The 24024-nt window shown below is 56.5% G+C and carries 19 protein-coding genes, 1 tRNA gene and 1 pseudogene; 14 read left to right on the top strand and 7 right to left on the bottom strand.

The features are described from left to right. The 5 genes and pseudogenes from AB4Y96_RS25085 to uraH form a co-directional block, all read left to right on the top strand. Positions 1-184: pseudogene (locus AB4Y96_RS25085) on the top strand (hypothetical protein); the annotation flags it as partial. Between the two features lie 230 nt (positions 185-414). Then, on the top strand, positions 415-1830 hold the full coding sequence (gene xdhA / locus AB4Y96_RS25080) for a xanthine dehydrogenase small subunit (protein WP_441920659.1): 1416 nt from the start codon (positions 415-417) through the stop codon (positions 1828-1830). Positions 1831-2008: 178 nt separating this feature from the next. Further along, complete coding sequence (xdhB, locus tag AB4Y96_RS25075; protein WP_441920657.1) at positions 2009-4354, top strand: xanthine dehydrogenase molybdopterin binding subunit; 2346 nt, start codon at positions 2009-2011, stop codon at positions 4352-4354. Continuing rightward, positions 4341-4844: a 2-oxo-4-hydroxy-4-carboxy-5-ureidoimidazoline decarboxylase gene (gene uraD, locus AB4Y96_RS25070; protein WP_091880835.1), complete on the top strand. Its 504-nt coding sequence runs from the start codon at positions 4341-4343 to the stop codon at positions 4842-4844. The genes xdhB and uraD overlap by 14 nt, the downstream gene beginning before the upstream one ends. A 10-nt stretch (positions 4845-4854) precedes the next feature. Continuing rightward, a complete protein-coding gene (gene uraH, locus AB4Y96_RS25065; RefSeq protein ID WP_091880833.1) occupies positions 4855-5211 on the top strand; it encodes a hydroxyisourate hydrolase in 357 nt (118 codons plus the stop codon). 176 nt (positions 5212-5387) lie between these two features. Here uraH and AB4Y96_RS25060 read toward each other — a convergent pair whose 3' ends face one another. Further along, a complete protein-coding gene (locus AB4Y96_RS25060; protein WP_441920655.1) occupies positions 5388-6560 on the bottom strand; it encodes a DUF2793 domain-containing protein in 1173 nt (390 codons plus the stop codon). 253 nt (positions 6561-6813) lie between these two features. Between AB4Y96_RS25060 and AB4Y96_RS25055 the strand changes: the two genes are divergently transcribed. Further along, the gene (locus tag AB4Y96_RS25055; protein WP_441920653.1) at positions 6814-8682 is read left to right on the top strand and encodes a polysaccharide biosynthesis protein; all 1869 of its coding nucleotides are present in this window, start codon (positions 6814-6816) and stop codon (positions 8680-8682) included. A 115-nt stretch (positions 8683-8797) separates the two neighbouring features. Further along, entirely contained in the window at positions 8798-9694 is an 897-nt protein-coding gene (locus AB4Y96_RS25050; RefSeq protein WP_441920652.1) for a glycosyltransferase, read from the top strand. On the opposite strand, the gene AB4Y96_RS25045 is transcribed toward AB4Y96_RS25050, so the two are convergent. Then, positions 9695-10696 carry a glycoside hydrolase gene (locus AB4Y96_RS25045; protein WP_441920651.1) on the bottom strand — a complete coding sequence of 334 codons (1002 nt, stop codon included), beginning with the start codon at positions 10694-10696 and terminating at the stop codon, positions 9695-9697. It lies immediately after the preceding gene. Between the two features lie 174 nt (positions 10697-10870). Here AB4Y96_RS25045 and AB4Y96_RS25040 point away from each other — a divergent pair. Continuing rightward, a tRNA-Gln gene (locus AB4Y96_RS25040) sits at positions 10871-10945 on the top strand. A 61-nt stretch (positions 10946-11006) separates the two neighbouring features. On the opposite strand, the gene AB4Y96_RS25035 is transcribed toward AB4Y96_RS25040, so the two are convergent. Then, positions 11007-11945 carry an NAD-dependent epimerase/dehydratase family protein gene (locus AB4Y96_RS25035; RefSeq protein ID WP_441920650.1) on the bottom strand — a complete coding sequence of 313 codons (939 nt, stop codon included), beginning with the start codon at positions 11943-11945 and terminating at the stop codon, positions 11007-11009. Positions 11946-12387: 442 nt separating this feature from the next. Between AB4Y96_RS25035 and AB4Y96_RS25030 the strand changes: the two genes are divergently transcribed. From AB4Y96_RS25030 to AB4Y96_RS25005, 6 genes are all read left to right on the top strand, one after another. Further along, entirely contained in the window at positions 12388-13431 is a 1044-nt protein-coding gene (locus AB4Y96_RS25030) for an autoinducer 2 ABC transporter substrate-binding protein (RefSeq protein WP_091880826.1), read from the top strand. Between the two features lie 198 nt (positions 13432-13629). Continuing rightward, complete coding sequence (locus AB4Y96_RS25025; protein ID WP_441920648.1) at positions 13630-15129, top strand: sugar ABC transporter ATP-binding protein; 1500 nt, start codon at positions 13630-13632, stop codon at positions 15127-15129. After that, entirely contained in the window at positions 15126-16103 is a 978-nt protein-coding gene (locus AB4Y96_RS25020; protein WP_441920646.1) for an ABC transporter permease, read from the top strand. The genes AB4Y96_RS25025 and AB4Y96_RS25020 overlap by 4 nt, the downstream gene beginning before the upstream one ends. Before the next feature lie 10 nt (positions 16104-16113). Further along, positions 16114-17109: an ABC transporter permease gene (locus tag AB4Y96_RS25015; RefSeq protein WP_441920645.1), complete on the top strand. Its 996-nt coding sequence runs from the start codon at positions 16114-16116 to the stop codon at positions 17107-17109. 72 nt (positions 17110-17181) lie between these two features. Further along, positions 17182-18111: a ribokinase gene (gene rbsK / locus AB4Y96_RS25010; protein WP_441920644.1), complete on the top strand. Its 930-nt coding sequence runs from the start codon at positions 17182-17184 to the stop codon at positions 18109-18111. Between the two features lie 16 nt (positions 18112-18127). Continuing rightward, positions 18128-18583: an RbsD/FucU family protein gene (locus AB4Y96_RS25005; RefSeq protein ID WP_441920642.1), complete on the top strand. Its 456-nt coding sequence runs from the start codon at positions 18128-18130 to the stop codon at positions 18581-18583. Between the two features lie 614 nt (positions 18584-19197). Here the strand turns inward: AB4Y96_RS25005 and AB4Y96_RS25000 are convergent. The 4 genes from AB4Y96_RS25000 to AB4Y96_RS24985 form a co-directional block, all read right to left on the bottom strand. Next, complete coding sequence (locus tag AB4Y96_RS25000) at positions 19198-20169, bottom strand: LacI family DNA-binding transcriptional regulator (RefSeq protein ID WP_441920641.1); 972 nt, start codon at positions 20167-20169, stop codon at positions 19198-19200. Positions 20170-20225: 56 nt separating this feature from the next. Beyond that, a complete protein-coding gene (locus AB4Y96_RS24995; RefSeq protein ID WP_113097444.1) occupies positions 20226-21227 on the bottom strand; it encodes an ABC transporter permease in 1002 nt (333 codons plus the stop codon). Beyond that, complete coding sequence (locus AB4Y96_RS24990; protein WP_441920638.1) at positions 21214-22773, bottom strand: sugar ABC transporter ATP-binding protein; 1560 nt, start codon at positions 22771-22773, stop codon at positions 21214-21216. The genes AB4Y96_RS24995 and AB4Y96_RS24990 overlap by 14 nt, the downstream gene beginning before the upstream one ends. Before the next feature lie 70 nt (positions 22774-22843). Beyond that, complete coding sequence (locus AB4Y96_RS24985; protein ID WP_091880811.1) at positions 22844-23779, bottom strand: sugar ABC transporter substrate-binding protein; 936 nt, start codon at positions 23777-23779, stop codon at positions 22844-22846. Positions 23780-24024 lie beyond the last annotated feature (245 nt).

Genomic DNA, 24024 nt, shown 5'->3' with positions numbered 1-24024 from the left:
CTACATGGCGTGCCTTTCCATCATAAGGGCCAAGAGCCAGCCACTGGCACGCTTCTACCAGAAACTCAGAGCCGCTGGAAAACCCTTCAAGGTTGCAATTGTGGCCATCATGCGAAAACTCATCGTCATCATCAACGCCATCATCAAAACCGACACACCATGGAGATTAGAACACCAAATCTGATCAACACCCAAACACAGTTGCTCACCATGAGGGAGAGGGGTGGATGCAACGATAATCTTCAACGTCGCAGAACTTGACTCCCTGCACGCACCTCTCTCCCTCATGGTGAGCTTGTCGAACCACGAACCCACGAACCACGCACAAATCCGCGCGAGAGCAGCAAGAACCAACCTGCCATCCCTGTTGTATGCCCCTTGACGGTTTAACGTTGCCGGATGAAGCTGCATGTCATGTCTCATATGATTAGATTTTTTCTCAATGGTCAAAAACAGGAAGCCTCTGTCCGGCCGGATATGACAGTGCTTGACTGGCTGCGCAGCGCGCCGCGCCTGACGGGAACCAAGGAAGGCTGTGCGGAGGGCGATTGCGGGGCCTGTTCGGTGCTTATTGGCGATCCCCATGGTGATTCGGTGCAATACCACGCCGCCAATAGCTGCATTCTGGCCATGGGCCAGATTGATGGTCGTTCGCTGGTGACGGTTGAGGGCCTGAAAACCGAGGTCCTGCATCCGGTTCAGGCGGCGATGGCCGAGAACGGTTCGTCGCAATGCGGTTTCTGTACGCCCGGCATTGTCATTTCGCTGGCCGGACTTGCCGCCAACAATGCCACGCCTGACGACCACGATATTCATGATGCGCTGGCGGGTAATCTTTGCCGCTGCACCGGCTACCGGCCCATTGTCGAGGCCGCGCGCAAGGTTGCGAGCGCGGGTGGGGCTGGTATTGCCGGTCCGCTGGTTACAGCATTCACGGAGATAGAGCCGCAAGCCGCCATATCTGCAGATGGGTCGACTTTCTATCAGCCCCAAACGCTGGTGGAACTTCTGCAGTTGCGCAAGGAGAAGCCCGATGCCCTGCTTCTGGGCGGCGGTACTGATCTTGGTGTTGCGCTGGCCGACTATCATTCCGATTGGGACGAGGTAATCTCGCTGGCGCATGTGCGTGAACTGCGTGCTATCGGCGAATCCGACAATCATTTGAGCTTTGGCGCTGCCGTGACGTGGGAAGAGGTGCTGGCGCGCGTTGCCGGTTCCTATCCGTCCTTTGCCACGCTCATTCGCCGTTTTGGCTCCACCCAGATTCGCTCCATGGGAACCATCGGCGGTAATATCGGCACTGCAAGCCCGATTGGCGATGGCCCGCCCGCATTGATTGCCCTCGGCGCGGATGTGGAACTGGCCTCGCTGAATGGGCGAAGGTTCATGGCGCTTGAGGATTTCTTCCTCGATTATCGCAAGACGGAACTGCGAGCGGACGAGGTGATTGCATCGGTGTCTATCCCCAAGCCAAAACCGGGACAGGAATTCCGCGTTTACAAGATTTCGAAACGCTACGATCAGGACATCTCAACCGTTTGCGCGGCGTTTTCCATCACCCGTGAGGATGGACAGGTCCGCAATGCGCGCATTGCCTTTGGTGGTATGGCGGCAATACCGCGCCGGGCTGTGGAAGCCGAGCGGGCGCTTGTTGGGACAGAGTTCGATGCGAAAGCGGTTGAAGCCTGTGCGGCGGCAGTTACCGCTGCGTTCAAACCGCTGAGCGACTGGCGCGGGACGGCTGAGTATCGGCTGCAGGTGGCTGGCAATCTGGTTGAGCGCTTTTGGCGGGATGTATCAGGTGAGACTGTTGAGGTGATGGCGTTATGATGGGATATCTGGGTATCACCCCCCTCTGTCCTGTCGGACATCTCCCCCACAGGGGGGGAGATCCGCTGTCATTACAGCCTTTGCACAATCAGCAACGTTTCCGGTTATGGGAAAGCATTCATGTCAATGTGATCTCCCCCCTTGTGGGGGAGATGCCCGACAGGGCAGAGGGGGGTGAATGACCGAACACGCTCCCCACACCGTCCAGCGCACCATCGTCGGCAAAGGCATCGCCCATGATTCCGCCGCGCGCCATGTGGCGGGTGCGGCGAACTACATCGACGATATGCCCGAACTGCCCGGCACGTTGCATGCGGCTTTCGTACTCTCGCCCGTCGCCCATGGGCGGCTCAAATCCATTGATCCAACACAGGCGCTTGCCATGGCAGGTGTTGCCGGGGTCTGGTGGGCCAAGGATGTGCCGGGGCATAATGAGGTAGGCCCGATCCTTGAAGGCGAAACCCTCTTCGCCGAGGATATTGTTGACCACGAAGGCCGGGTGATTGCCGTTGTCGCAGCGCGGGATTTCGAAACCGCCTATCGCGCCGCCAAGAAGGTGAAGGTTGATATTGAACCGCTTGAACCGGTGCTGGACATAGAAGAAGCGCATCGGCGCAAGAGCTATGTGCTGCCGCCGCAGGAAGTGATTGATGGCGATGTTGAGACGGCACTGGCCAGCGCACCGCATGTCCTGTCGGGCACGCTGCATATGGGCGGGCAGGACCATTTTTATCTGGAAACCCAGATTGCCTATGCCATACCAGGTGAAAACGGCGAGATGCTGGTGCATTCCTCGACCCAGCATCCAACCGAGGTGCAGCACCATGTGGCGCTCATTCTTGGATTGCATGCCAATGCGGTGGAGTGTCAGGTGCGGCGCATGGGTGGCGGTTTTGGCGGCAAGGAAAGTCAGGCGACGATCATCGCCGGTGCCGCCGCACTCGTTGCAGCCAAAACGGGAAAACCCTGCAAGATGCGGCTGAAACGCCGCGATGATATGGCGGGTACGGGCAAGCGGCACGATTACGTTGCCAACTGGAAGGTGGGCGTTGATTCCCGTGGCAGAATTTTGGGCCTCGACGTGGAATATCTCGCCCGCGCCGGAAACCTGCCTGACCTGACCGGCCCTGTCATCACGCGCACCCTGACCCATACGGACAATGCCTATCATATTCCCCATGCGCGTTTTATCGGCCATGCCTGCAAGACCAATACGGTGTCCAACACGGCGTTTCGTGGCTTCGGCGGGCCGCAGGGCATCCTGACCATCGAGAACATCATCGATACCATCGCGCGGGAATTGAAACTTGATCCCAACACTGTGCGCGCCATCAATTATTACGGCGATGCAACCGGGGAGGTGACACCCTATGGCCAGCCGGTGGAAGACAACCGACTGATTGAAGTAACCGAGGCTGTGCTGGCTTCATCGGACTGGCAGCAGCGCCGCGCTGAAATCGATGCGCATAATGCGACCAATCCCGTCATTCGCCGTGGTCTGGCGATGATGCCGGTGAAATTCGGTATTTCCTTTAACCTGACATCACTCAATCAGGCCGGTGCGCTGGTGCATGTCTATCTCGATGGTTCGATTTTCCTCAACCATGGCGGCACGGAAATGGGGCAGGGCCTGTTCGTCAAGGTGGCGCAGGTCGTGGCCGAGGTGTTTCAGGTCGAGCTGGAAATGGTGCGTATTTCCTCCACCGCGACGGGCAAGGTGCCGAACACCAGCGCAACGGCGGCGTCGACGGGTTCTGATCTGAATGGCATGGCAGCCTTCAAGGCGGCCACGGCGATCAAGGCGCGCATGACCACGGTCGCCGCCGAGCATTTCGGCGTAGAAGAGGAAGTCATCACCTATCGCGAGGGCCGCGTTCACGCGGACAATGAGTCCGTGTCATTCGGCGAACTCGCCAAAATGTCATGGCTTAAGCGCGTGCAATTGTCTGAAGCCGGGCATTACGCCACCCCGAAAATCCATTGGGACGGCAAGACGATGAAGGGGCGGCCGTTCTTCTATTTCACCTATGGTGCGGCGGTGGCGGAAGTTGCCGTTGATACGCTGACAGGCGAATCGCGCTGCCTGCGCGCCGATATTCTGCAGGATGTCGGCTCACCGTTGAACCCGGCTATCGATCTTGGCCAGATCGAGGGCGCCTTTGTGCAGGGTATGGGCTGGCTCACCTGCGAAGAACTCTGGTGGGACAAGACAGGCAGGCTGCGCACGGTCGGCCCGTCCACCTATAAGATTCCGGGTTCGCGCGATGTGCCACCTGAGTTCAACGTGCGTATTCTTGAAAATGCGCCCAATCGCGAAGAAACGGTGTTCCGCTCCAAGGCCATCGGCGAGCCGCCGCTGATGCTCGGGGTTTCCGTGTGGCTTGCCATTCGCGATGCAATCGCCTCGCTGGCCAAGGGCGGCGCTGCGCCGCAACTTGATGCGCCCGCCACGCCTGAGAATGTGCTGCGTTCTGTGAACGCCCTGAAACAACGCTTGAAGAAAGGTCTCGATGACTCTCGATGAACTGAACAACGCCGATCCGGAAACTTTTGTCACAGCGCTGGGCGGTATTTTTGAGCATTCGCCTTGGGTGCCGGAAGCAGTGGTGCCGCTGCGGCCCTTCGCCAGCGTCGAACTCCTGCACGCAGCCATGGTCGGTGCGGTGGATAAGGCGGGACAAGTGGCACAACTTGGCCTTATCCGCGCTCATCCTGATCTGGCTGGTAAGGCTGCACGGCAGGGTAGTTTGACCACGCATTCAACCAGCGAACAGAAGGGCGCGGGGCTCGACCGTCTGACGGACGCGGAATTCAACGAGTTTCATCGGCTGAATGATGGCTATCAGGGGCGGTTCGGCTTTCCTTTCATCCTCGCGGTGCGCGGCCATGACAAACATTCCATTCTGGCGGCGTTCAGGACGCGGTTGCAGAACAATGCCGGGGAAGAAGTAACAGAAGCTTTGCGGCAGATTGCCCTGATTGCCCGTTTCCGGCTCGATGATCTGATTGCGTGAGAGGCAAATCATGGGAAAATTGTCTACACATGTGCTTGATACATCGCAGGGACGCCCTGCATCCGGCATGAAGCTGACCCTGCATCGCATTGATGCGGACGAGGTGAGGCATTTGCTGAAGGCAGTGGTCACCAATGGTGATGGCCGCACCGATGAACTGTTGCTGTCATCAGATGAAATGGCGGTTGGACGTTACGAGATCAGCTTCTTTGCCGGGGAATATTTCAAGGCAAAAGGTGTGGAGCTTGCGGAACCGGCATTTCTGGATGTCGTACCCATCCGCTTTGCCATTTCCGATGTGGAGGCGAATTATCATGTGCCGCTGCTGGTGACGCCTTGGTCTTATTCCACCTATCGCGGGAGTTGAGGGTTTCCTGAGTTCACTTTGCATGAGTGTGGTTCGTGGTGTGTGGTTCGTGGTTCGACAAGCTCACCATGAGGGAGAGGGGTGGATGTAACGCTAATCACCAAAGTTGCAGAACTTGACTCCCTGCACACTCCACTCTCCCTCATGGTGAGCTGGTCGAACCACGAACCACAACATCACCCATACACACCAATCAAATTATATCGCCCGCGCTCATCACCTTTGAAGCAGATGAGATTGCTTGATGATACCGGCGATGCAATTGAACATGCGAGTGTCATCCCCCCGGCAGTACCACCATTAAGCACCACACCATCCTGCACAAATACATTACCCAACTGGCTGTACATAAGCGGCGAGATATCGACAGCAATCGTCTGGTTAGCCGGATCAGCTGTCTGAAGGTTATCGCCAGCAACCCACTGCCTGATATGATCAGGGTTGCTCACCTGCAGTTGGTCAGCACCTGTGTCCCATTTCACCCATGCGGGTTGTGCCGGGGATTTGCTGATGTTCCAGAGGCGGACCATCCCCGTGCCGCGCATTGTGGAAGCAAAGAGTGTCGAAGCCACCTTGGTTTTGAGCGAGAGAAGATCACCAGAAACCGATGCGCAAGCCGCAGTGGCTGCGACCGGCTCAAGAACGGCATTGCCGCTACCGGATAAAAAGATCAGGCCGGAAAGTTTTCTGCCCGTATGGCTGTGAACCACGCCGCCGGGAAACTGAACCATCCCCGTCTTGCCATCGGCAATCATGACCTCACGCCATTGTTTGTTATCTGCGCTGACCTTGATGGAGAAATCCCTGTTCCAGATCGTACCGATCTCGGCTCGACCTTCATAACCGGACTGAAACAGAATCGAGGCCAGTTTCTGATCGCCCGCCTTGTTGATTTTCAGCTGGTGTCCTTCACCCGCATGGTCAAACAGCGAGGCAGCACTTTTTACACTGAGGCGGTTTGTATCATCCGCGCGCGTGTTGATGCCGACAAGCTCGACCGGATTTGTCCCCGTTTTGATATCAGCCCAACGTCCCTGACTGAAAACGGCAAGGCAGTTCTCCGCGGCAATCCATGCATGCCAACCATCCACAGGTTGAAAGAAAGCCCATGCGCCGTCCTGCCATGCCGCAATTTGCCCGTCCTTGCCATTCCATGCCCCTATGGCACCGGACGAAACAATGTATCGCTCGCCCTCCTTGGCGCTTGCCGGAGGCTCTTTCAATGATCTGCCGATAACTGAAAGCTGCACCAGAGCGTCCAAAGCCCTGATAGCTTCATTGTGGGTGACATGCTTTTGCGCCTGGGATGGGGCAATGTAGGGAAGCTTGAGGTTTGACGTCTGTTCCATGGCTTGTTGTTCCGTTGTTTGGGAAAAACCAAGGATAAATGCTGCCAGACTGTGTTGGATAAAGTAGCGGAAAAGAAAGTAGTTTACTAATCATCAGACGATCATTGCATTTGTGTAACCCTATGTTACTGGTCTCCAACACAATTAGGGTTCTAAGGATGAGCAGCGCAATCTCACAAATGCCTCAAATTGGACTTTAAGAAAAATCGCAGTTTCTCATATTACCCAGGCATTCCGTAAGCACCGAGGATCAATGAAATTGGAAAATTTTCGGCAAAGCATCTCGATGATGCCGCGTCGTTATAAACAGGTGCTCCTTGTCAGCTTTGACATGGTGGTGCTGACGTTTGCGGCCTGGTTCAGCTATGTGCTGAGATTCAATACCCTTTTCATGCCCAATACCGAGCAGGCGATGCTGATGATTGCCGCGCCGCTCATCGCGTCTCCGGTGTTCATCCGCTTTGGCCTTTACCGGGCTGTCATCCGCTATCTGCCTGACAAAGCCATCTGGACAATGATTCAGGCCGTGACTTTTTCGGTCATCATCTGGGTGGTCGTGGCGTTTCTCACGCAAATGACCGGCGCAGAAGGCGTGCCCCGCGCTGTTCCGTTTCTTTATTGGGTTCTCAGCGTCGTTCTGATCTGCGGAAGCCGTTTTGCCGCGAAATGGCTCCTGTGGAGCCCGCTTCGTGAAAAACTACTGTCCCGTCAGTGCCTTATCTTCGGTGCGGGCGATGCCGGACGGCAATTGGCCAATGCGCTTAAAGCGCAGAACGAAGTTTTTGTTGCGGGCTTTATTGATGATGATCGCAGCCTGCAGGGCATGGATATCCTTGGCATTCGTGTCTATCCTACCTCCCAGATCGAGGCGTTGATTGATAATTTTGGCATCAACGAAATGATTGTGACGACGTCATCCCTGAGCGGTAGCCAGCGCCGTTTGCTGATCGGCAAGCTCAAGGTTCTCAATGTCAAGGTGCGCATTCTGCCTGCTATTTCCGATCTGACCGCCGGAAAATACATCGTCAGCAATCTGCGTGATATTGATATTGACGATCTTCTCGGTCGCTCGCCTGTGCCCGCCGATCCTGATTTGCTCGACAAGACAGTTGAAAACCGCGTTGTTCTGGTGACAGGTGCGGGTGGATCAATCGGCTCGGAACTCTGCCGGACCATCGTCAAGCTGGCCCCGGCAAAGCTTGTGCTTTTCGATGTGAACGAACACAGCATGTATCAGCTTCAGCGGGAGCTTTCGGATATCAGCGATTGCGTTCTGGTGCCCGTCCTTGGCTCGATCAGCGATGGCCCCTTGCTCAAGGTGGTGCTTGAACAGCACAAGGTCGAAAACGTCTATCATTGCGCTGCCTATAAACACGTTCCCCTGGTCGAAGAGAACGTCGTCGAAGGTGCGCGCAACAACGTCATCGGCACCGATGTGCTGGCAGCGGTTGCCCGCGAGGCGGGGGTGCGCAATTTCGTCCTCATCTCCTCCGACAAGGCGGTGCGGCCATCCAACATTATGGGCGCAACCAAGCGCTGGGCCGAACTGATCGTGCGTTATCACGGCGACGAGGCAAAGAAGCACGGTACAGGTCAGATTTTCACCTGCGTGCGCTTCGGCAATGTGATCGGGTCCAGCGGTTCCGTTGTGCCTCTGTTTCGCGAACAGATCGCCCATGGCGGTCCGCTTACCGTTACCCATGACGAGATGACCCGCTATTTCATGTCCGTGCGCGAAGCGGCCGAGCTGATTATTCAGGCCGGTGCCCTTTCCGAAGGCGGCGATATCCTGCTTCTGGAAATGGGTGAAGCGGTGCGCATCCGCGATCTGGCCGAAAACATGATCCTGCTCGCCGGGCTTTCGGTGAAGGATGACCAGAACCCCGATGGCGATATCGAAGTGGTAACTATTGGGATCCGGGACGGGGAGAAGCTGCACGAAGAGCTTTTCTATGATCCGACAGGTGTTTCCGAAACGAGCCATTCCAAGATTTTGCGGGCGAAACGGCGTGTTGCACCCGTCGATCATTTGCCGGCAGCCGTAGCCGAATTGCGCAAACTGATCGCACAGCAGGACCCCGATGGAGTGCGGGTTCTGCTTTTCGACAAGGCGACGAGTTAAGGCACCGACCTCAATCTTGGCCATATTCACGTGCAGAAACAACGGCACTGATTGACCGACGGAAAACATCAAGCGGGATTGCGGGCTGTTGAAAAGGGCACCATCATCAGGAACAGTGGCTGTCCTCCTGGGAACATTCAACGGCGCAGCATTTCTCGATGAGCAACTGGCTTCGATCGCCGCGCAAACCTATCCGGATATCGATCTGTGGGTGTCCGATGACAGATCGACGGATGAGACGCGGGCAATCCTGCAGCAATGGGCAAAGCGCTGGACGAAGGGGCATGTAACCCTCTTATCCGGCCCCGGCGATGGCCGGGCTGAAAACATCCGGTCGCTGATTACCACCCCGGCTATTCAGGCGGAATATTATGCCTTTGCCGATCAGGATGATATCTGGGAGCCGGAAAAGCTTGCAAACTCCATTCGCTGGATCGAGCACAATGCTTTTGCCGTTCCGTCGGTCTTTTGCTCGCGAACGCTCAAAATAGCGCGGAATGGCGCAATTGTCGGCTCATCGCCGCTCTATGCGCATCCTGCGGATTTTCGCAATGCGCTTGTCCAGAATATCGCCACCGCCAATACAATGCTCTTTAACCGGATGGCGCATGATCTTCTCGCCCAGTCCTGCCTGACGACGCCATTCTCCAGTCATGACTGGTGGCTTTATCTGATTGTATCTGGTGCTGGTGGCGTGGTGCATTTTGATCCGCAACCGCTGGTGCGCGATCGTCAACCTGATCATGGCAAGGGCTGGCAGGGACAACTTGCGGCCTTGCGTGCGCGATTGAAAGATCGCTTTGCCGAGCAGGCCGATTTGAATATTCAGGGACTGGTGCGCAACCGGGAACTGCTGAGTAAAGAAGCGCAGGTAATTTGCGATCTTTACTGGAAGGTCAGGTCGGATAATTTCATCCGGCGCATCCTCGCCCTGCAACAATCGGGTGTTCACAGGCAAACGCTACTGGGCCAGATAGGGCTTTACCTCGCGGCGATCTTCCGCAGATTGTGATCAAGCGGATTTCTGTTTGCGAAAGCGCAATAGCACAGCCGTGACGCTAATAACCGCAACCACAATACCGATCAGCCGAACCGGAATATTGGTCGAACCCGCCGCAAACGCGCAGATGCCGAGAACGACATTCAGGGCGGCTACGGTCAGGACCACCTGCCAGACGGACCAGCCGGATCGTTTGGCCACCTGATAGGCATGTTTGGAATGGGCAGCGAAAATGTTATCGCCTTCCAGAAGCCGCTTGATCAGCGTTGTCGTGGCGTCAGCAATGAAGAACAGGGGTAGAATGAACCCGGTTGCAATGCGCATGTCGCGAGCGACCATGAAGAAGGCGAGGCCGCAGAGAAGCCCGAGCGGCAAACTACCGGAATCGCCCAGAAATACCGTAGCCTTGGGCCGGTTGAACAGCGCAAAGCCGAGAAGTCCTCCGGCGATGGCCGCCGCTATGCTTCCCGATGCCATGCCAGCCAGTCCGAAAGCTGCAAACCCCGCCAGAAAGGCGAGGGGAATACCCATCCCCGAAACCATCATCATGTCGAGCCCATCCATGAAGTTGGTCAGATTGATGAAGTAGACGAGCGCGAGAACGAGCAGGCCTTTCTCGATGATCTCAGGCAGGAAATCCGGCAGGAGGCGAAAATCAGGGCCGAGGCCATAAATGCAAAGGCAGGAGGCAATCAGCTGTGTGGCGATCCTGATGCTCTCCGGTAGGTGACGGCGGTCATCAAGCATACCCGTGATCCAGAGGATGAGCACGCCGATGGATGCGGCCGTGAGAAAGCGCCGGTCGAGACCAATCTGCGCGCCAAATACCCAAAGCAGCACCAAAACCACGGGCACAATGGCAAGGCCGCCAAGCTGGCGTGCGGGCTGCGTATGGTTGGAGCGCTCATTGATACCTGCGGCGAGGAAATGTCTCGGCAACAATTTGAAGAGAATGCCGAGAAGCACGGCGCTGGCAACCGCTGCGGCAAGGACAAGGGAGAGAATGAGAGGCAAGAAAATGTCGTCCTCAATTTACAAAGCTGTCGAATGATCCACCCTTGTCATGAAAATAATGCCGAAACAATTGTGAAGAGCGACAAACTGGCCAATCATTCACGTTGCGCAAGCCGGAACCAGAGGTTATAAGGCCGCGCTGTCATGCGGTGGAACACACTGACAACAGCATTTTGGGGCGTAGCCAAGTGGTAAGGCAGCGGTTTTTGGTACCGCCATCCCCTGGTTCGAATCCAGGCGCCCCAGCCACCACATTAAATTACCTAAATTATTGATTCTGTTGATATATACCGAACATGGCCTTGTTCGGTTACATTGCTTTCGACAAAACCGATTGCTGAATCCGCAAAGCGGAATCATCGGTTGGCTCCCAGCCGGTTGATTCCAGCAATGCAGCATTCGCCACAAGATTGCCGTTGAGTGTTCGCCAGCGCTGGTTCTGGCCGGTTATCAACGCGGCGAGATGCAAAAGCGGCGCGGGCAGGGTGAACAGCCCCGCATCCCGTCCCATACCGCGCCGGATCGCGCTGACAATCCCCGCCGCTGTCATCGGTTCCCTGTCCGCGACGATATAGATACCGCCATCGGTATTTGTGCTTTGCAGGCTGTGCAGAACGGCGCGGCAAAGGGCGGAGCGGTCAAGCACTGAGCGCTGGCCAATCAACGATTTAAGCGGCAGCGGAATTTTCAGCGCCGCCAGTTTGATCAGTGCAGCCATATTGCCTTTCACACCGGGGCCATAGACGAGAACCGGACGCAGGATCGTGAAATTGCGCCTTGGCAGGGCCTTGGCTATCTCAGCCTCGGCGGCAAGCTTTGCCCGGCCGTAATCATCCGTTGGTTGTGGAGGCGACAGTTCGGTGATGATCCCGTCTTGCGTTGGGCCTGACTGTGCCCGGATCGAAGACAGGAACACGAACTTCCCTGATAGGGTTTTATCAGCCGCGCGCGCCAGTTTGGCCGCAAGCAGGCAATTGACATCGTGATAAAGCTTTGTGGCATCGGGCAGGTGTGTATGGGCAATGGCCGCCAGATGCACCACATGATCATAACCGGCAAGAACCTGTTCGAACGCTTCGTTTGGTGCGTCGGGCGAGGGCAGGTGTACCACATCGACAGGTTGTGTCGTCCGATTGCCCGCCGCCCGCGACGCGGCGGTCACCTGATAACCGGCGGCCCTGAGGTAAGGCACAAGCTCCTGTCCTATAAACCCGGAAGCGCCTGTTACGAGCACCTTGCCCTTTACCATCGTATGAAACCTCATTTCTGAAATTCACTCATACCAAGAGGTATCCTCGCGGATCAATGCGCCTGACAATATTCCCATGGCGACCGATAGTTTTTTGCCAATCACCCGGCAAAATTTAGCGACAAATCAATATTCCGGTAAACATTTGTTCGATACACGTCGATGCGTATTGACAAGTCCCATATGATCCGAAATGTTAAATGAAACGTTTCATCGAGCATGAATCGCAGGGAGAAGCACTTTTGCAGCGGTTTGGGAGAACCGGCGAGCAAATGGATTGGTCAGGTTTTGGCGTCAGATAACGGCACCCGTCATGGGCAAGCCGATTTTGATGCACATCGTCGCGCCAACCGCTTTTTCCGCAATTTGAGAAGAATTTCAGGGCTGGCGCCTGGCGCACAATCCGGAAAATGACTGGGCAAAACCAAGGGAGGATTAACCTGTGAAAAAACTGCTCGCATCACTTGCCATTATCGCGGCTCTGGCTGCGCCTGCGATGGCCGACAGCGCCGTCGATACATCCAAGGTGAAGAAGGAATACGTCACCTCCGCCAGCGGCAAGAAATACACTATTGCCACTGTGGTGAAGGTGGACGGCATCGCCTGGTTTGACCGCATGCGCACCGGCGTTGAACAGTTCAAGTCTGAAACCGGTGCGGATGTATGGATGGTCGGCCCAAGCCAGGCTGATGCCGCCGCGCAGGTGCAGATCGTTGAAAATCTCATTGCGCAGGGCGTTGATGCCATCTGCATCGTGCCGTTCTCGGTGGAAGCGGTTGAGCCTGTTCTGAAAAAGGCGCGGGATCGCGGTATCGTGGTCATCGCCCATGAAGCTTCCAACATCGTCAATGTCGATTATGAACTCGAAGCCTTCGACAACAAGGCTTACGGCGCCAAGCTGATGGAAGTTCTGGCCAAGGATATGGGCGGCAAGGGCAAATACCTCGCCACCGTCGGCAGCCTGACCTCAAAGTCGCAGATGGACTGGATCGATGGTGCCATCGAATACCAGAAGAAGAATTTCCCTGAAATGTCGCTGGCAACCGAACGTCTGGAAACCTATGACGATGCCAATCAGGACTATACCAAGCTAAAGGAAGCCATGACGACCTATCCTGACGTCAAAGGCATTCTCGGCGCACCCATGCCGACATCAGCCGGTGCTGGCCGTCTGATTGCGGAAGGCGGCCTGAAGGGCAAGGTTTTCTTTGCAGGCACGGGTCTTGTGTCGGTTGCCGGTCAGTACCTGAAGAATGGCGACATTCAGTATATCCAGTTCTGGGACCCGGCTGTGGCGGGTTATGCCATGAACGAATTGGCTGTGATGGCGCTGGAAAAGAAGACCGGCGAGATCAAGGCCGGTCTTGATCTGGGTCTGCCCGGCTATAACAGCCTGCTCGTTCCCGATGCCTCCAAGCCAAACCTGCTCTATGGCGCAGGCTGGGTCGGCGTGACCTCAGCCAATATGGGCGATTACAACTTCTGAGTGAGGGGCAATTCACCCCCCTCTGCCCTGTCGGGCATCTCCCCCACAAGGGGGGAGATCACATAGACAGTAACGCTTTCCCACAACAGGAACCGTTACAGATTGTGCAAAGGCAGTAATACAGCTGATCTCCCCCCTTGTGGGGGAGATGTCCGACAGGACAGAGGGGGGTGAAACAGAGGGGCAAAAAGGAAAAACATGAGCGAACACCTTCTGGAACTGAAAAACATCGGCAAGCGCTTCGGCGGCCTTGTGGCGTTGGATACCGTGTCGCTATCGATCAAGCCGGGTGAAATCCACTGTCTGGCCGGTGAAAACGGTTCGGGCAAATCGACAATCATCAAGATCATGGCGGGCGTTTATCAGCCAACCGATGGTGAAATCCTGATCGATGGCAAGCCAGTCTCCGGCATGACGCCAGCCCAGTCGGTGCAGCATGGCATTCAGGTCATCTATCAGGATTTTTCCCTGTTCGGAAATCTGACCGTTGCGGAGAATCTGGCGCTGAACACATTGCTTCTGGAGGGCAGGCGCGCGGTCAACTGGCGCCGTGTGCGCGCGCTTGCCGAAAAGGCGCTGGCCCGCCTTGGCGTGACGATGGACCTTGACGCCGATGTCGAGACACTCCCCACATCCGGCAAGCAGATCGTCGCTATTGCCCGTGCGGTCATGGCCGATGCGCGGTTGATTATCATGGATGAGCCAACAACAGCGCTGACCCGTCATGAGGTGGACGCGCTGTTCAGCATTGTGCGCGATATTCAGGCGCAGGGCATTGCCGTGCTCTTCGTCAGCCACAAGATGCGCGAAATGCTTGAGATCAGCGAACGGCTGACTGTCCTGCGCAATGGCAAGAAGGTCGCAGAAGGCCCGATTAATGATTTCGACGAACCGGCGATTACCCGCGCCATGACCGGGCATGACCTGACCGATCAGGCCTATCGTTGGGAGCAGCCCAAGGGCGACAACCTCCCGCGTCTTGATGTGCGCAATCTGAGCATCGCAGGCAGCCTTGAGGATATCAATCTGACCCTGCATGCGGGCGAAATTGTCGGCCTCTCCGGGCTCATTGGTTCGGGCCGCACGGAACTGGCGCTGGCGCTGTTTGGTATGAATTCCAAATTCACCGGTACGGTCAAAATCGATGGCAACGGCGTTCATCCGAAGACCGTGCAGGAAGCCATTGCCAGCGGGCTTGCCTATGTGCCCGAGGACCGGCTGACCGAGGGATTGTTCCTCACCCAGTCAATCGAACGCAACATGCTGGCGACCTCCTTCGACAAATTCGTGCGCGGCCTGTTCATCGACCGCAGGAAGACCGCCGAAGCGACCACCTCCATGTTCGGCGCCATGCAGATCGCCGCGCCCGGACCCTATACGCCCGTCAACCATCTCTCCGGTGGCAACCAGCAGCGTGTGGTGCTGGCGCGCTGGCTTCTGACCGGCGCGCGTATCCTCATCCTCAATGGCCCGACTGTCGGTGTCGACGTTGGCTCCAAGGCGCAGATCCATCGCAAAATCCGTGAGCTTGCCACCGAGAACGGCCTTGCCGTGCTGATGATATCCGATGACGTGCCGGAGCTGGTGCAGAACTGCAACCGCGTGATCGTCATGCATCGTGGCCGTTTCGTTGATGAAATCGGACCTGATGTTTTAAATGAAGACGCTTTAAACGACCGCCTGAAGGCCTTGAAATGACTCTGTTTCGTAGATCGGAATTCATCATCGCGTGCATTCTTTTTGCCGCCATGATCATCATTGGATTGATCAATCCGGCCTTCTGGTCGCTTGATAATCTGTTCGGGCTGCTCCGAAGCAATGTCATTATCGGCATCATGGCGCTTGGTGTTCTGGTGGTGATGATATCAGGCGGGATCGATGTTTCGTTCACCGCCTTTGCCGCCGCGGCCATGTATCTGACCATCAAGCTGATGATCTATACGGGCTATGAGGGCGTATTTTTGCCCTTTGTCGCCGCAACGCTGATTGGCCTTTTCCTTGGCGCGTTCAATGCATTTTTTATCCATACTTTCAGGATGATTCCGCTGATCGTCACGCTCGGCACCGGCAGTGTCGTGCGCGGCTTGCTGCTCGGACTGGTTGGCACCAGCGTTATCAATATCGACAAGATGCCCCAGCAACTGATCGCCTTTGCCAAGACCGATCTGGTCAGCCTGACCTCGGCCACCGGCACCAATTTCGGCTTGACGGCGATGATCCTGATCTATCTCGGGCTTGCGCTCGTCACCCATCTTTTCCTCACCTACACCATGGCCGGTCGCAGCATCTTTGCACTCGGCGGCGCACCCGAGGCGGCCAGCCGCGTCGGTTTCAACACCCGCCGCACGCTGTTCTTCGTCTATTGTTTTGCCGGGGCGCTGGCGGGCTTTGCCGGCCTGTTGCACGGCTCGATGATCTGGCTTGCCAACCCGCGCGATTTCGCCGGTCTGGAGCTTGATGTCATCGCGGCCGTGGTGCTTGGCGGGGCCTCGATCTTCGGCGGGCGCGGCAGTGTCATTGGTACGCTGCTTGGCGTGTTCATGCTCGTCATGGTCAAGAACAGCCTGATCGTCATGAAGGTCGACACCACATGGCAACGCGTCGTCGTTGGCCTGATCATTATCGTTGCGACAGCGCTTACCGCCTGGCGCGACCGCAAGAAACTGGTTTGAGGGCTCCATCATGCAAAACAGCTCAATCGCCAAACGCATTCTCGGGCAGGACCGCAATATCCTGCAACTGCTCGTCATCACGGTGCTTGTCTTCGCGCTGATGTCCTATCTCAACCCGGACAAGTTCCTGCGCTACTATAATTTTGAATCCATTACCTACATCATGCCGGAACTCGGCATTTTGGCTATCGCCATGATGATTGCCATGCTGACAGGCGGCATTGATCTTTCCGTTGTCGGTATCGCTAATCTCGCCGGTATTCTGGCAGGCGTGTTTTTCCATTCGGTGATTGTCGGCACAAGCCAATCCACGGGGATGGTGCTGCTTTATACCGGCATTGGCGTGCTGATGGCGCTGGGCATCGGCCTGCTCGCCGGGGTGCTCAATGGCTTCCTCATCTCCAAACTGCGCATCACGCCCATTCTGGCGACCCTTGGCACCGGGCAAATCTTCACTGGCCTTGCCGTGGTGCTGACAGGTGGTCCGGCCATTGTCGGCTTCCCCGATGCGTGGAATTTTATCGGCAATGGCAAGATCCTTGGCATTGCCACGCCGTTCATCCTGTTTGTCGTGGTTGCGGGGGCCGTGGCAATCCTGCTGACGCGCACCACGCTTGGCGTTAATCTGATGCTCATCGGCACCAATCCGCGCGCTGCGATCTTTGCCGGTCTGCGCAAGGACCGGATGATTTTCTATTCCTACATGATGACCGGGCTTCTGGCTGCTATCGCCGGTGTCATCCTGTCGGGGCGGACCAATGCGGCCAAGTCCGATTACGGCGCGTCCTACCTGTTGCAAGCCATCCTGATTGCCGTTCTCGGCGGCACCAATCCGGCTGGCGGTAAGGGCAGGGTGCTTGGGGTTTCCATCGCCCTGATCGCGCTGATGCTGCTCTCTTCGGGTTTCCAGATCCTGCGCTTTTCCAATCACCTCATTGATTTCATTTGGGGCGGCTTCCTGCTTCTGGTCATTGCGCTGAATGCCTTCAGAAACAGCGACAGGTGAGGGCATGTTTCTTTCCCGAAATCATTGATATAGACCAGTTTCGAACGTTACGAATAAGACAAGGAAAATAGCATGGCTCGTCGCATTGCAGTCGTTGGCAGCAACATGACCGATCTCGTCACATCGATCATCCGCATGCCAGCGCCCGGCGAAACACTGGAAGCCCCGGCATTCGCCATGGGGTTCGGCGGCAAGGGTGCCAATCAGGCCGTGGCTGCTGCCCGATTGGGCGCTGATGTGATGATGGTCACCAAGGTCGGCGACGATGTATTTGGCCAGAGCACGATTGCCAATCTGAAAAGCAACGGCATTGATATCAGCCATGTCGGCATGGTCGCCGGGCAATCGAGCGGTGTTGCACCAATCTTCGTTGATGAGACGGGCGAAAATTCCATCCTGATCATCAAGGGTGCCAACAACGATTTGAAGCCATCAGATATCGATGCGGCAGCGGAGGATTTAAAGACCTGCGACCTGATCCTGATGCAGTTGGAAGTGCCGCTGGAGACAGTTTATTACACCGCCGCTTTCGCCGAAAAGCACGGCATTGAAACCATTCTCAACCCCGCACCTGCCGCTCCTGATCTCGATGCTTCGAAAGTCGCGAAAGTCACCTTTGTGGTGCCGAACGAGAGCGAACTGGCGCTTTTGACCGGCATGCCCACCGAAACGGATGACCAGATCGAAAAGGCTGCTCATTCGCTGATTTCGCGGGGCATCCGCACGGTTATCGTCACGCTGGGCTCACGCGGCGCCCGGCTGATTACATCTGACAAGTCGACCATGATCGAGCCTGTCAAGGTCAAGCCGAAGGACACAACGGGTGCTGGCGATGCCTTCATCGGCAGCTTTGCCCGCTACTATGTCGAGAGCAAAGAGCTTGAGGCGTCGTTGAAAAAGGCGGCGCTCTATGCGGCTGATTCCATCACCCGGCCCGGCACGCAGAAAGCCTATGCGACGACAGCAGAATTCGAAGCCTTCATGGCCGCGAACAAACCTTGAGAATAAGGAAACAACCGTGCTGAAAAATCTCGATCCGCTGTTGAATGCCGATGTGCTCTATGCGCTCAAATCCATGGGGCACGGCGACCGTCTGGTCATTTGCGATACGAACTTTCCCGGTGATTCCATTGCCCGGCAAACCCGCCTTGGCCGCCTGCTGCGTATCGACAATGTAAGCGCCCCACGCGCCGCCCGTGCCATCCTCTCGGTCATGCCGCTCGACACATTTATCGATGACGCTGCCGCCCGCATGGAAATCGTCGGCAGCCCCGATGAGATTCCGGATGTGCAGAAGGAAATGCAGGTGGAAATCGATGCTGCCGAGGGCAAGCATTGGCCAATGGTCTCCATCGACCGCATGGCCTTTTATGAGCACGCCAAAAACGCCTATTGCGTCATCGCCACGGGTGAGCGCCGTTTTTATGGGTGTTTTATTCTGACCAAGGGTGTGATTGCACCGGAGGCCGATTAGCACCACCGTTCATAACAGGGGGAGGGTAAGTGGTGCCTCCTGTTCGGGCTTTTATATTGCAGCCCTCGCTCTTCCGAATGAATCGCCCGTCTTTCCCACCACATCAATAGCCAGACGCGAAAGGGGTGTGTGGTGATAGGGTAGTATGTTCCGCAACTGCAATGTTGGTGGATGCAATCACCCCCCTCTGTCCTGTCGGACATCTCCCTCACAAGGGGGGAGATCAGCCTTCAATGCTATCTTGCACAATTTGCAGCGCTTCCTGTTGTGCAAAGGCGCTGATGTCAATGTGATCTCCCCCCTTGTGGGGGAGATGCCTGACAAGGCAGAGGGGGGTGAATGCTTGGCAGAGAATTAAAAGTTAGTCGTGGTTCGCCCTTCGACAGGCTCAGGAAGCTCACCATGAGGGGCTTGGCTGGGCTGCAATACGAGATGCAAATCGCAGAGATTGCAGAATTTAGCTCTCTACACGCCCCATCTCCGTCATCCTAAAGCTCCCATCTCTCCGTCATCCTCGGGCTTGACCCGAGGACCCACGGCTAAGCAGATTAGATGAGTTGCAGGGGGCAAAATTCTGCAATGCTGACGATTAGCGTTGCATCCACCGCTCTCCCTCAAAGCTGTTTTGTCGAACCACGAACCACCAGCGTTGCTTCAAAGAATTCGTCCTGCAAAGGCACACCATCGCTGCCGGTGGCGGCGGCAACAGCTCGCGCGGCGATTTGCTCCACCGGCTGGCTGATCGTGGTCAGGCGCGGCGTTACCAGATTGGCCAGCGGAATATCATCGAAGCCGATGATTGACACATCATCCGGCACCTTGAGTTCAAGATCGCTGGCGGCGCGCAACAGGCCGATGGCCTGCTGATCGCTGGCCGTGGCAATCGCGGTCGGGCGCTCATGTGCGGGACGGTCGAGCAACAGGCGTCCGAGCGTCTCGCCCGAAGCATAATCGAAATGCCCTTCGACAACCTCGCACCGCGCGCCTGCTGAGGCGAGCGTGTTGAGAAAACCGGCACGCCGTTCACCCGCAACGGGTGCGTCGACCGATCCGGCAATATAGGCAATGCGCTCATGGCCCAGCGACATCAAATGCACGGCTGCGAGACCTGCCCCCCTGTAATGATTAACCGAGATCAGGGGAAAGCCCGCGCAACGCCTGTCGACAGCCACGGTTGCCACATCGCTGCTCCAGCCCTTGGAGGCGCCGTATTGTGTGGGGACAACAATGAGACCGGTGGGATAGCTCTTGAGCAGACTGTCGATCTGCGCACGCTCGATCTTCGGATCATCATTGGTGATCGACAGAAGCACTGACAATCCCGCGCGCGAGGCAATTGCCTCCACATGTTTTGCCAGTTCGGCGAAGAACGGGTTGGTAATATCAGGGATGACAAGGCCGATCATATCGGTGCGGCTGCGGCGCAAACCGCGCGCCACGCCATTTGGCCGGAAGTTCAACTCGCGGATCGTGGCTTCCACCAGTTCGCGCAGCTCTTTGCCGACTGTCTCGTTCTTCGCCAGTACGCGTGAGACAGTGCCTACGGAAACATTGGCCTTTGCGGCTACGTCCTTGATGTTTGCCATCTTCCCATGCCTGACCTGTTGCGGATGCCAACCGTGGTTAACACCATCATTTCCCCTTATGCTTTCGTCAGCCTTTCACGATATTTGTCAAGGATTACTGCAAGGATAATCACAAATCCGGTGATCATCTGCCGCATGAAATCGCTCAGACCCAAAAGAATAAGACCATTGGCAAGCACGCCGATGATACAGGCACCAAGCAGGGTGCCGACAATACTGCCGCGTCCGCCGCTCAAGCTCGTGCCGCCAATGATGACAGCGGCAATCGCATTGAGCTCAAAGCCGATGCCGATGATCGGGCTCGCAATGTTGAGGCGGGCCATGTAGATGATCGCGCCGATACCGACGAGAACGCCGCAGATGGTAAAGGCAGCGACCTTGTAAAAGAACACATTGTGCCCGGCGAGACGGGCTGCTTCCTCATTGTTACCAATGCCGTAGAGGACGCGGCCAAATACGGTTTTGGTGAGGACAAACCAGCCAATCGCCACCAGCACCAGCGCAATCAGGAACAGCAGCGGAATGCCGTAAAAAGTTTTCGAACCGAAGGCGTTGAACGCTGCCGGAAAGGAATAGATCGTGGAGGCATTGGTCACCTGCAAGGCCGCACCGCGCGCGATGTTGAGCGTGCCAAGCGTAACAATAAACGACGGAATGGCCCAATAGGCGCTGATCAACCCATTGAGCAGGCCGAACCCGATGCCCGCCAGAATAGCGCTGATGGTTGCCAGAAACACCGCCATGACAGGATCAAGCCCCGGCAGGGTCATCACAGTACCCGCCACCACGGCGCAGAAGGACAGGACAGAGCCGACGGAAAGATCAATGCCACCGATCAGAATGACGAAGGTCATGCCGATGGAAAGCACCAGATTGATCGTCACCTGCGTCAAGATATTGGTGACATTGCTGGAGGACAAAAAATGCGGTGTGAAGGAAAACACGATGATCAGCGCGATCAGCGCAATGCCGATACCCGCCTCGCGCAGCACTGTTTTGGTCGTGGTTGCGATGGTTCTGCTGCCCGCGGGCGCCGTGGTCAAATCAGTGGTGTCCATGGTTGCGTTCGTCCTTATAGGCAAAGTTCAAAATGCGCTCTTCGGAAAAGTCTGCCCGTGCCACTTCGCCGGCAATGCGGTGTTTCGACATGACGAGAATGCGGTCGCTGAGCGTGATAAGTTCAGGCAGTTCCGAGGAAACGATGAGAAGGGCCAGACCCTTTTCCGCAAGACCGCGCAGCAGTGCATAGATTTCCGCTTTGGCACCCACATCAACGCCGCGCGTCGGCTCGTCGAGCAGCAGGATTTTCGGATCGTTCGCCAGCCATTTGGCCAGCACCACCTTTTGCTGGTTGCCGCCCGACAGAGTGGAAACCGCATCGGAGGCACCGCCATATTTCAGCTTGATCTCGCCGCCGAGCTGTTGGGTCAACAGCGTCTCTGCGCGCTTGTTGAGAAGGCCGAGGCGCGAGACTTTGCGCAAGCTCGCCAATGTCACATTGGCCGATATCGCCATATCAAGGATCAGACCTTCCTCCTTGCGGTCTTCGGTGACAAAACCGATACCATCGCGGATCGCCTGCTTGGGGTTTTGGTAGCGGCGCGGTTTTCCATCGCGTTCCAGCGTACCGGATAGGGGCAGATCGGCAGCGAAGATCGAGCGGAGCAGTTCCGTTCGGCCTGAACCGACAAGCCCGGCAATGCCAAGGATTTCGCCATAGCGCAGATCGAGGGAAACACCTTCCGCATGGGGCGAGGCGGGGTGGCGCAGACCGCGTAAGGAGAGGGCGGTGCGGCCCGTTTTATCCAGATCGCGCGCGGCGGCCATGGCAGCGGCCAGCTGGCGTCCAACCATATTGGTAACCAGTTGATCCGGCGTGGTGGCTGCAATATCCGCCGTCATGACCGATTGGCCATTGCGCAGCACCGTCACCCGGTCGCAGATCGAAAACACCTCGTTGAGGTGGTGCGAGACAAACACCACAGCCACGCCCTTGGCTTTGAGGGCAGCAATGATCTCAAACAACCGTTCGGTCTCACGCGCGGTCAGCGTCGCTGTCGGTTCGTCCAGAATGAGGATACGGCTTTCGCCCATCAATGCGCGGGCAATTTCGACGAGCTGGCGATGGGCCACGCCGAGCGATTCCACCGGACGGCGCACATCGACATCACCAAGACCGATGGCATCCAGCGCCTTGCGTGCCCTGGCATAGAGTGTCGGGAAATCGACCATGCCGAATGCCTTGCGCGGCATGTCTTCAAAGCAGATGTTTTCAGCAACGGAAAGATAGGGCAGGAGATTGAACTCCTGATGCACCACCTGAATGCCAGCCTTCTTGGCATCGCCGGGTGTATGCGGATCATAGGCCTCGCTATCGAGCGTGATCGTCCCGGCATCGCGCTGGATAATCCCGCACAGGATCTTGATCAGCGTGGACTTGCCTGCGCCATTCTCGCCGACAAGCGCATGGACCTCGCCCGGGCGCAGCGAAAAGCTGACGCCATCAAGCGCGATAACACCGCCAAAGCGCTTTTTGACGCCCGATAGCGCAAGCACCGATTTTACGGCAGCATCCGCCAATGCCGGGGCCGTCGCACCTGCCATTTGCACATTTTCCATGATCTTTGACCCGGTTGGCGGCTGTGCAGATGAGCACAGCCGCTGTTTGACCGTGTTACTTCACGTCATCTGAGGTGACGAGCTTGATCTCGGTCTTCACCCAGCCTTCGAGTGGCTTACCACCCGCCACAACGCCGAGTGCCTTGTCGATGGCATTGGCGGCCATCTGCTGACCGAACTGGTCAACTGTGGCCAGCAGCTTCTTTTCCTTCAGGAGCGGCTGTACGGCAGGGATATTGTCGAAGCCAACGACTTCGATCTTGCCGGTTTTACCAGCCGCTTCAATGGCCTTGACCACACCAAGCACCATGGAGTCATTGGCGGCCATCACGCCCTGAATATCAGGATGAGCGGTCAGCATATTGGAGAAGACGGTGTTGGCTTCTTCGGTTTCCCAATGGGCGGTACGCGAGTCCAGAAGATCAAGCTTGCCCGCAGCAACGGAGTCCATGAAACCAAGCTTGCGCTGGGCGGCATTATCAGCGCCGGGATTGCCTTCGATGATAACGACCTTCGCACCGGCACCCAGCTTCTTGGCCAGCGCATCACCGGCCATCTTGGCACCTTCGCGGTTGTCAGGGCCAACAAAAGCAAGCTTCAGGCCGGCTTCTTCCTTGGCCTTATCATCCAGCGCCACGTCAAAATTGACGACGGTGATACCAGCATCGACAGCGCGTTTGATTGGTGGAACGAGAGCGCGGGAATCGGAGGGTGCAACAACAATGGCATCAACCTTCTGGGTGATGAAACTTTCGATCGCATTGATCTGCGTCTCGACATCGGTCTCGGACTGCATGCCAACAGCTTTAAGCGTATAATCACCGCGCTTGGCCTCGTGCGCCTTGGCGCCCTCAAGCATGTTCTTGAAGAACTCATTGGCAAGCGACTTCATGACCAGCCCGACAACGGGCTTATCAGCAGCAAAGCTTGCGGCAGGCATGGCGAGCGTGCCGACCAGAATGCTGGCGGCAATAAGATGTGCGAATTTCATTGTATTCCTCCCAGAATAACAAAAGACGTTCAATTGTTTGCCATGTCCTCCAACAGGGCGATGAAACGTTTCATCAAATGGATAAATTGAGAAACGCCTCGTGATAATAGGAGCCCCAAGATCACGATCTTGTCAAGATGAAACGTTTCATTTGATCAAATCAGCAGTTTAGCGGGTAGTTTGCATGAAAATGGTTGGTGGTTGTGCGGGTGTGTGGTTCGTGGTTCGACAAGCTCACCATGAGG

Source organism: Phyllobacterium sp. TAF24, from assembly GCF_052113785.1.
Lineage (GTDB): Bacteria > Pseudomonadota > Alphaproteobacteria > Rhizobiales > Rhizobiaceae > Phyllobacterium.
The sequence above is the reverse complement of the archived record's forward strand: the minus strand, read 5'-3'. Positions and strand labels throughout refer to the sequence as shown.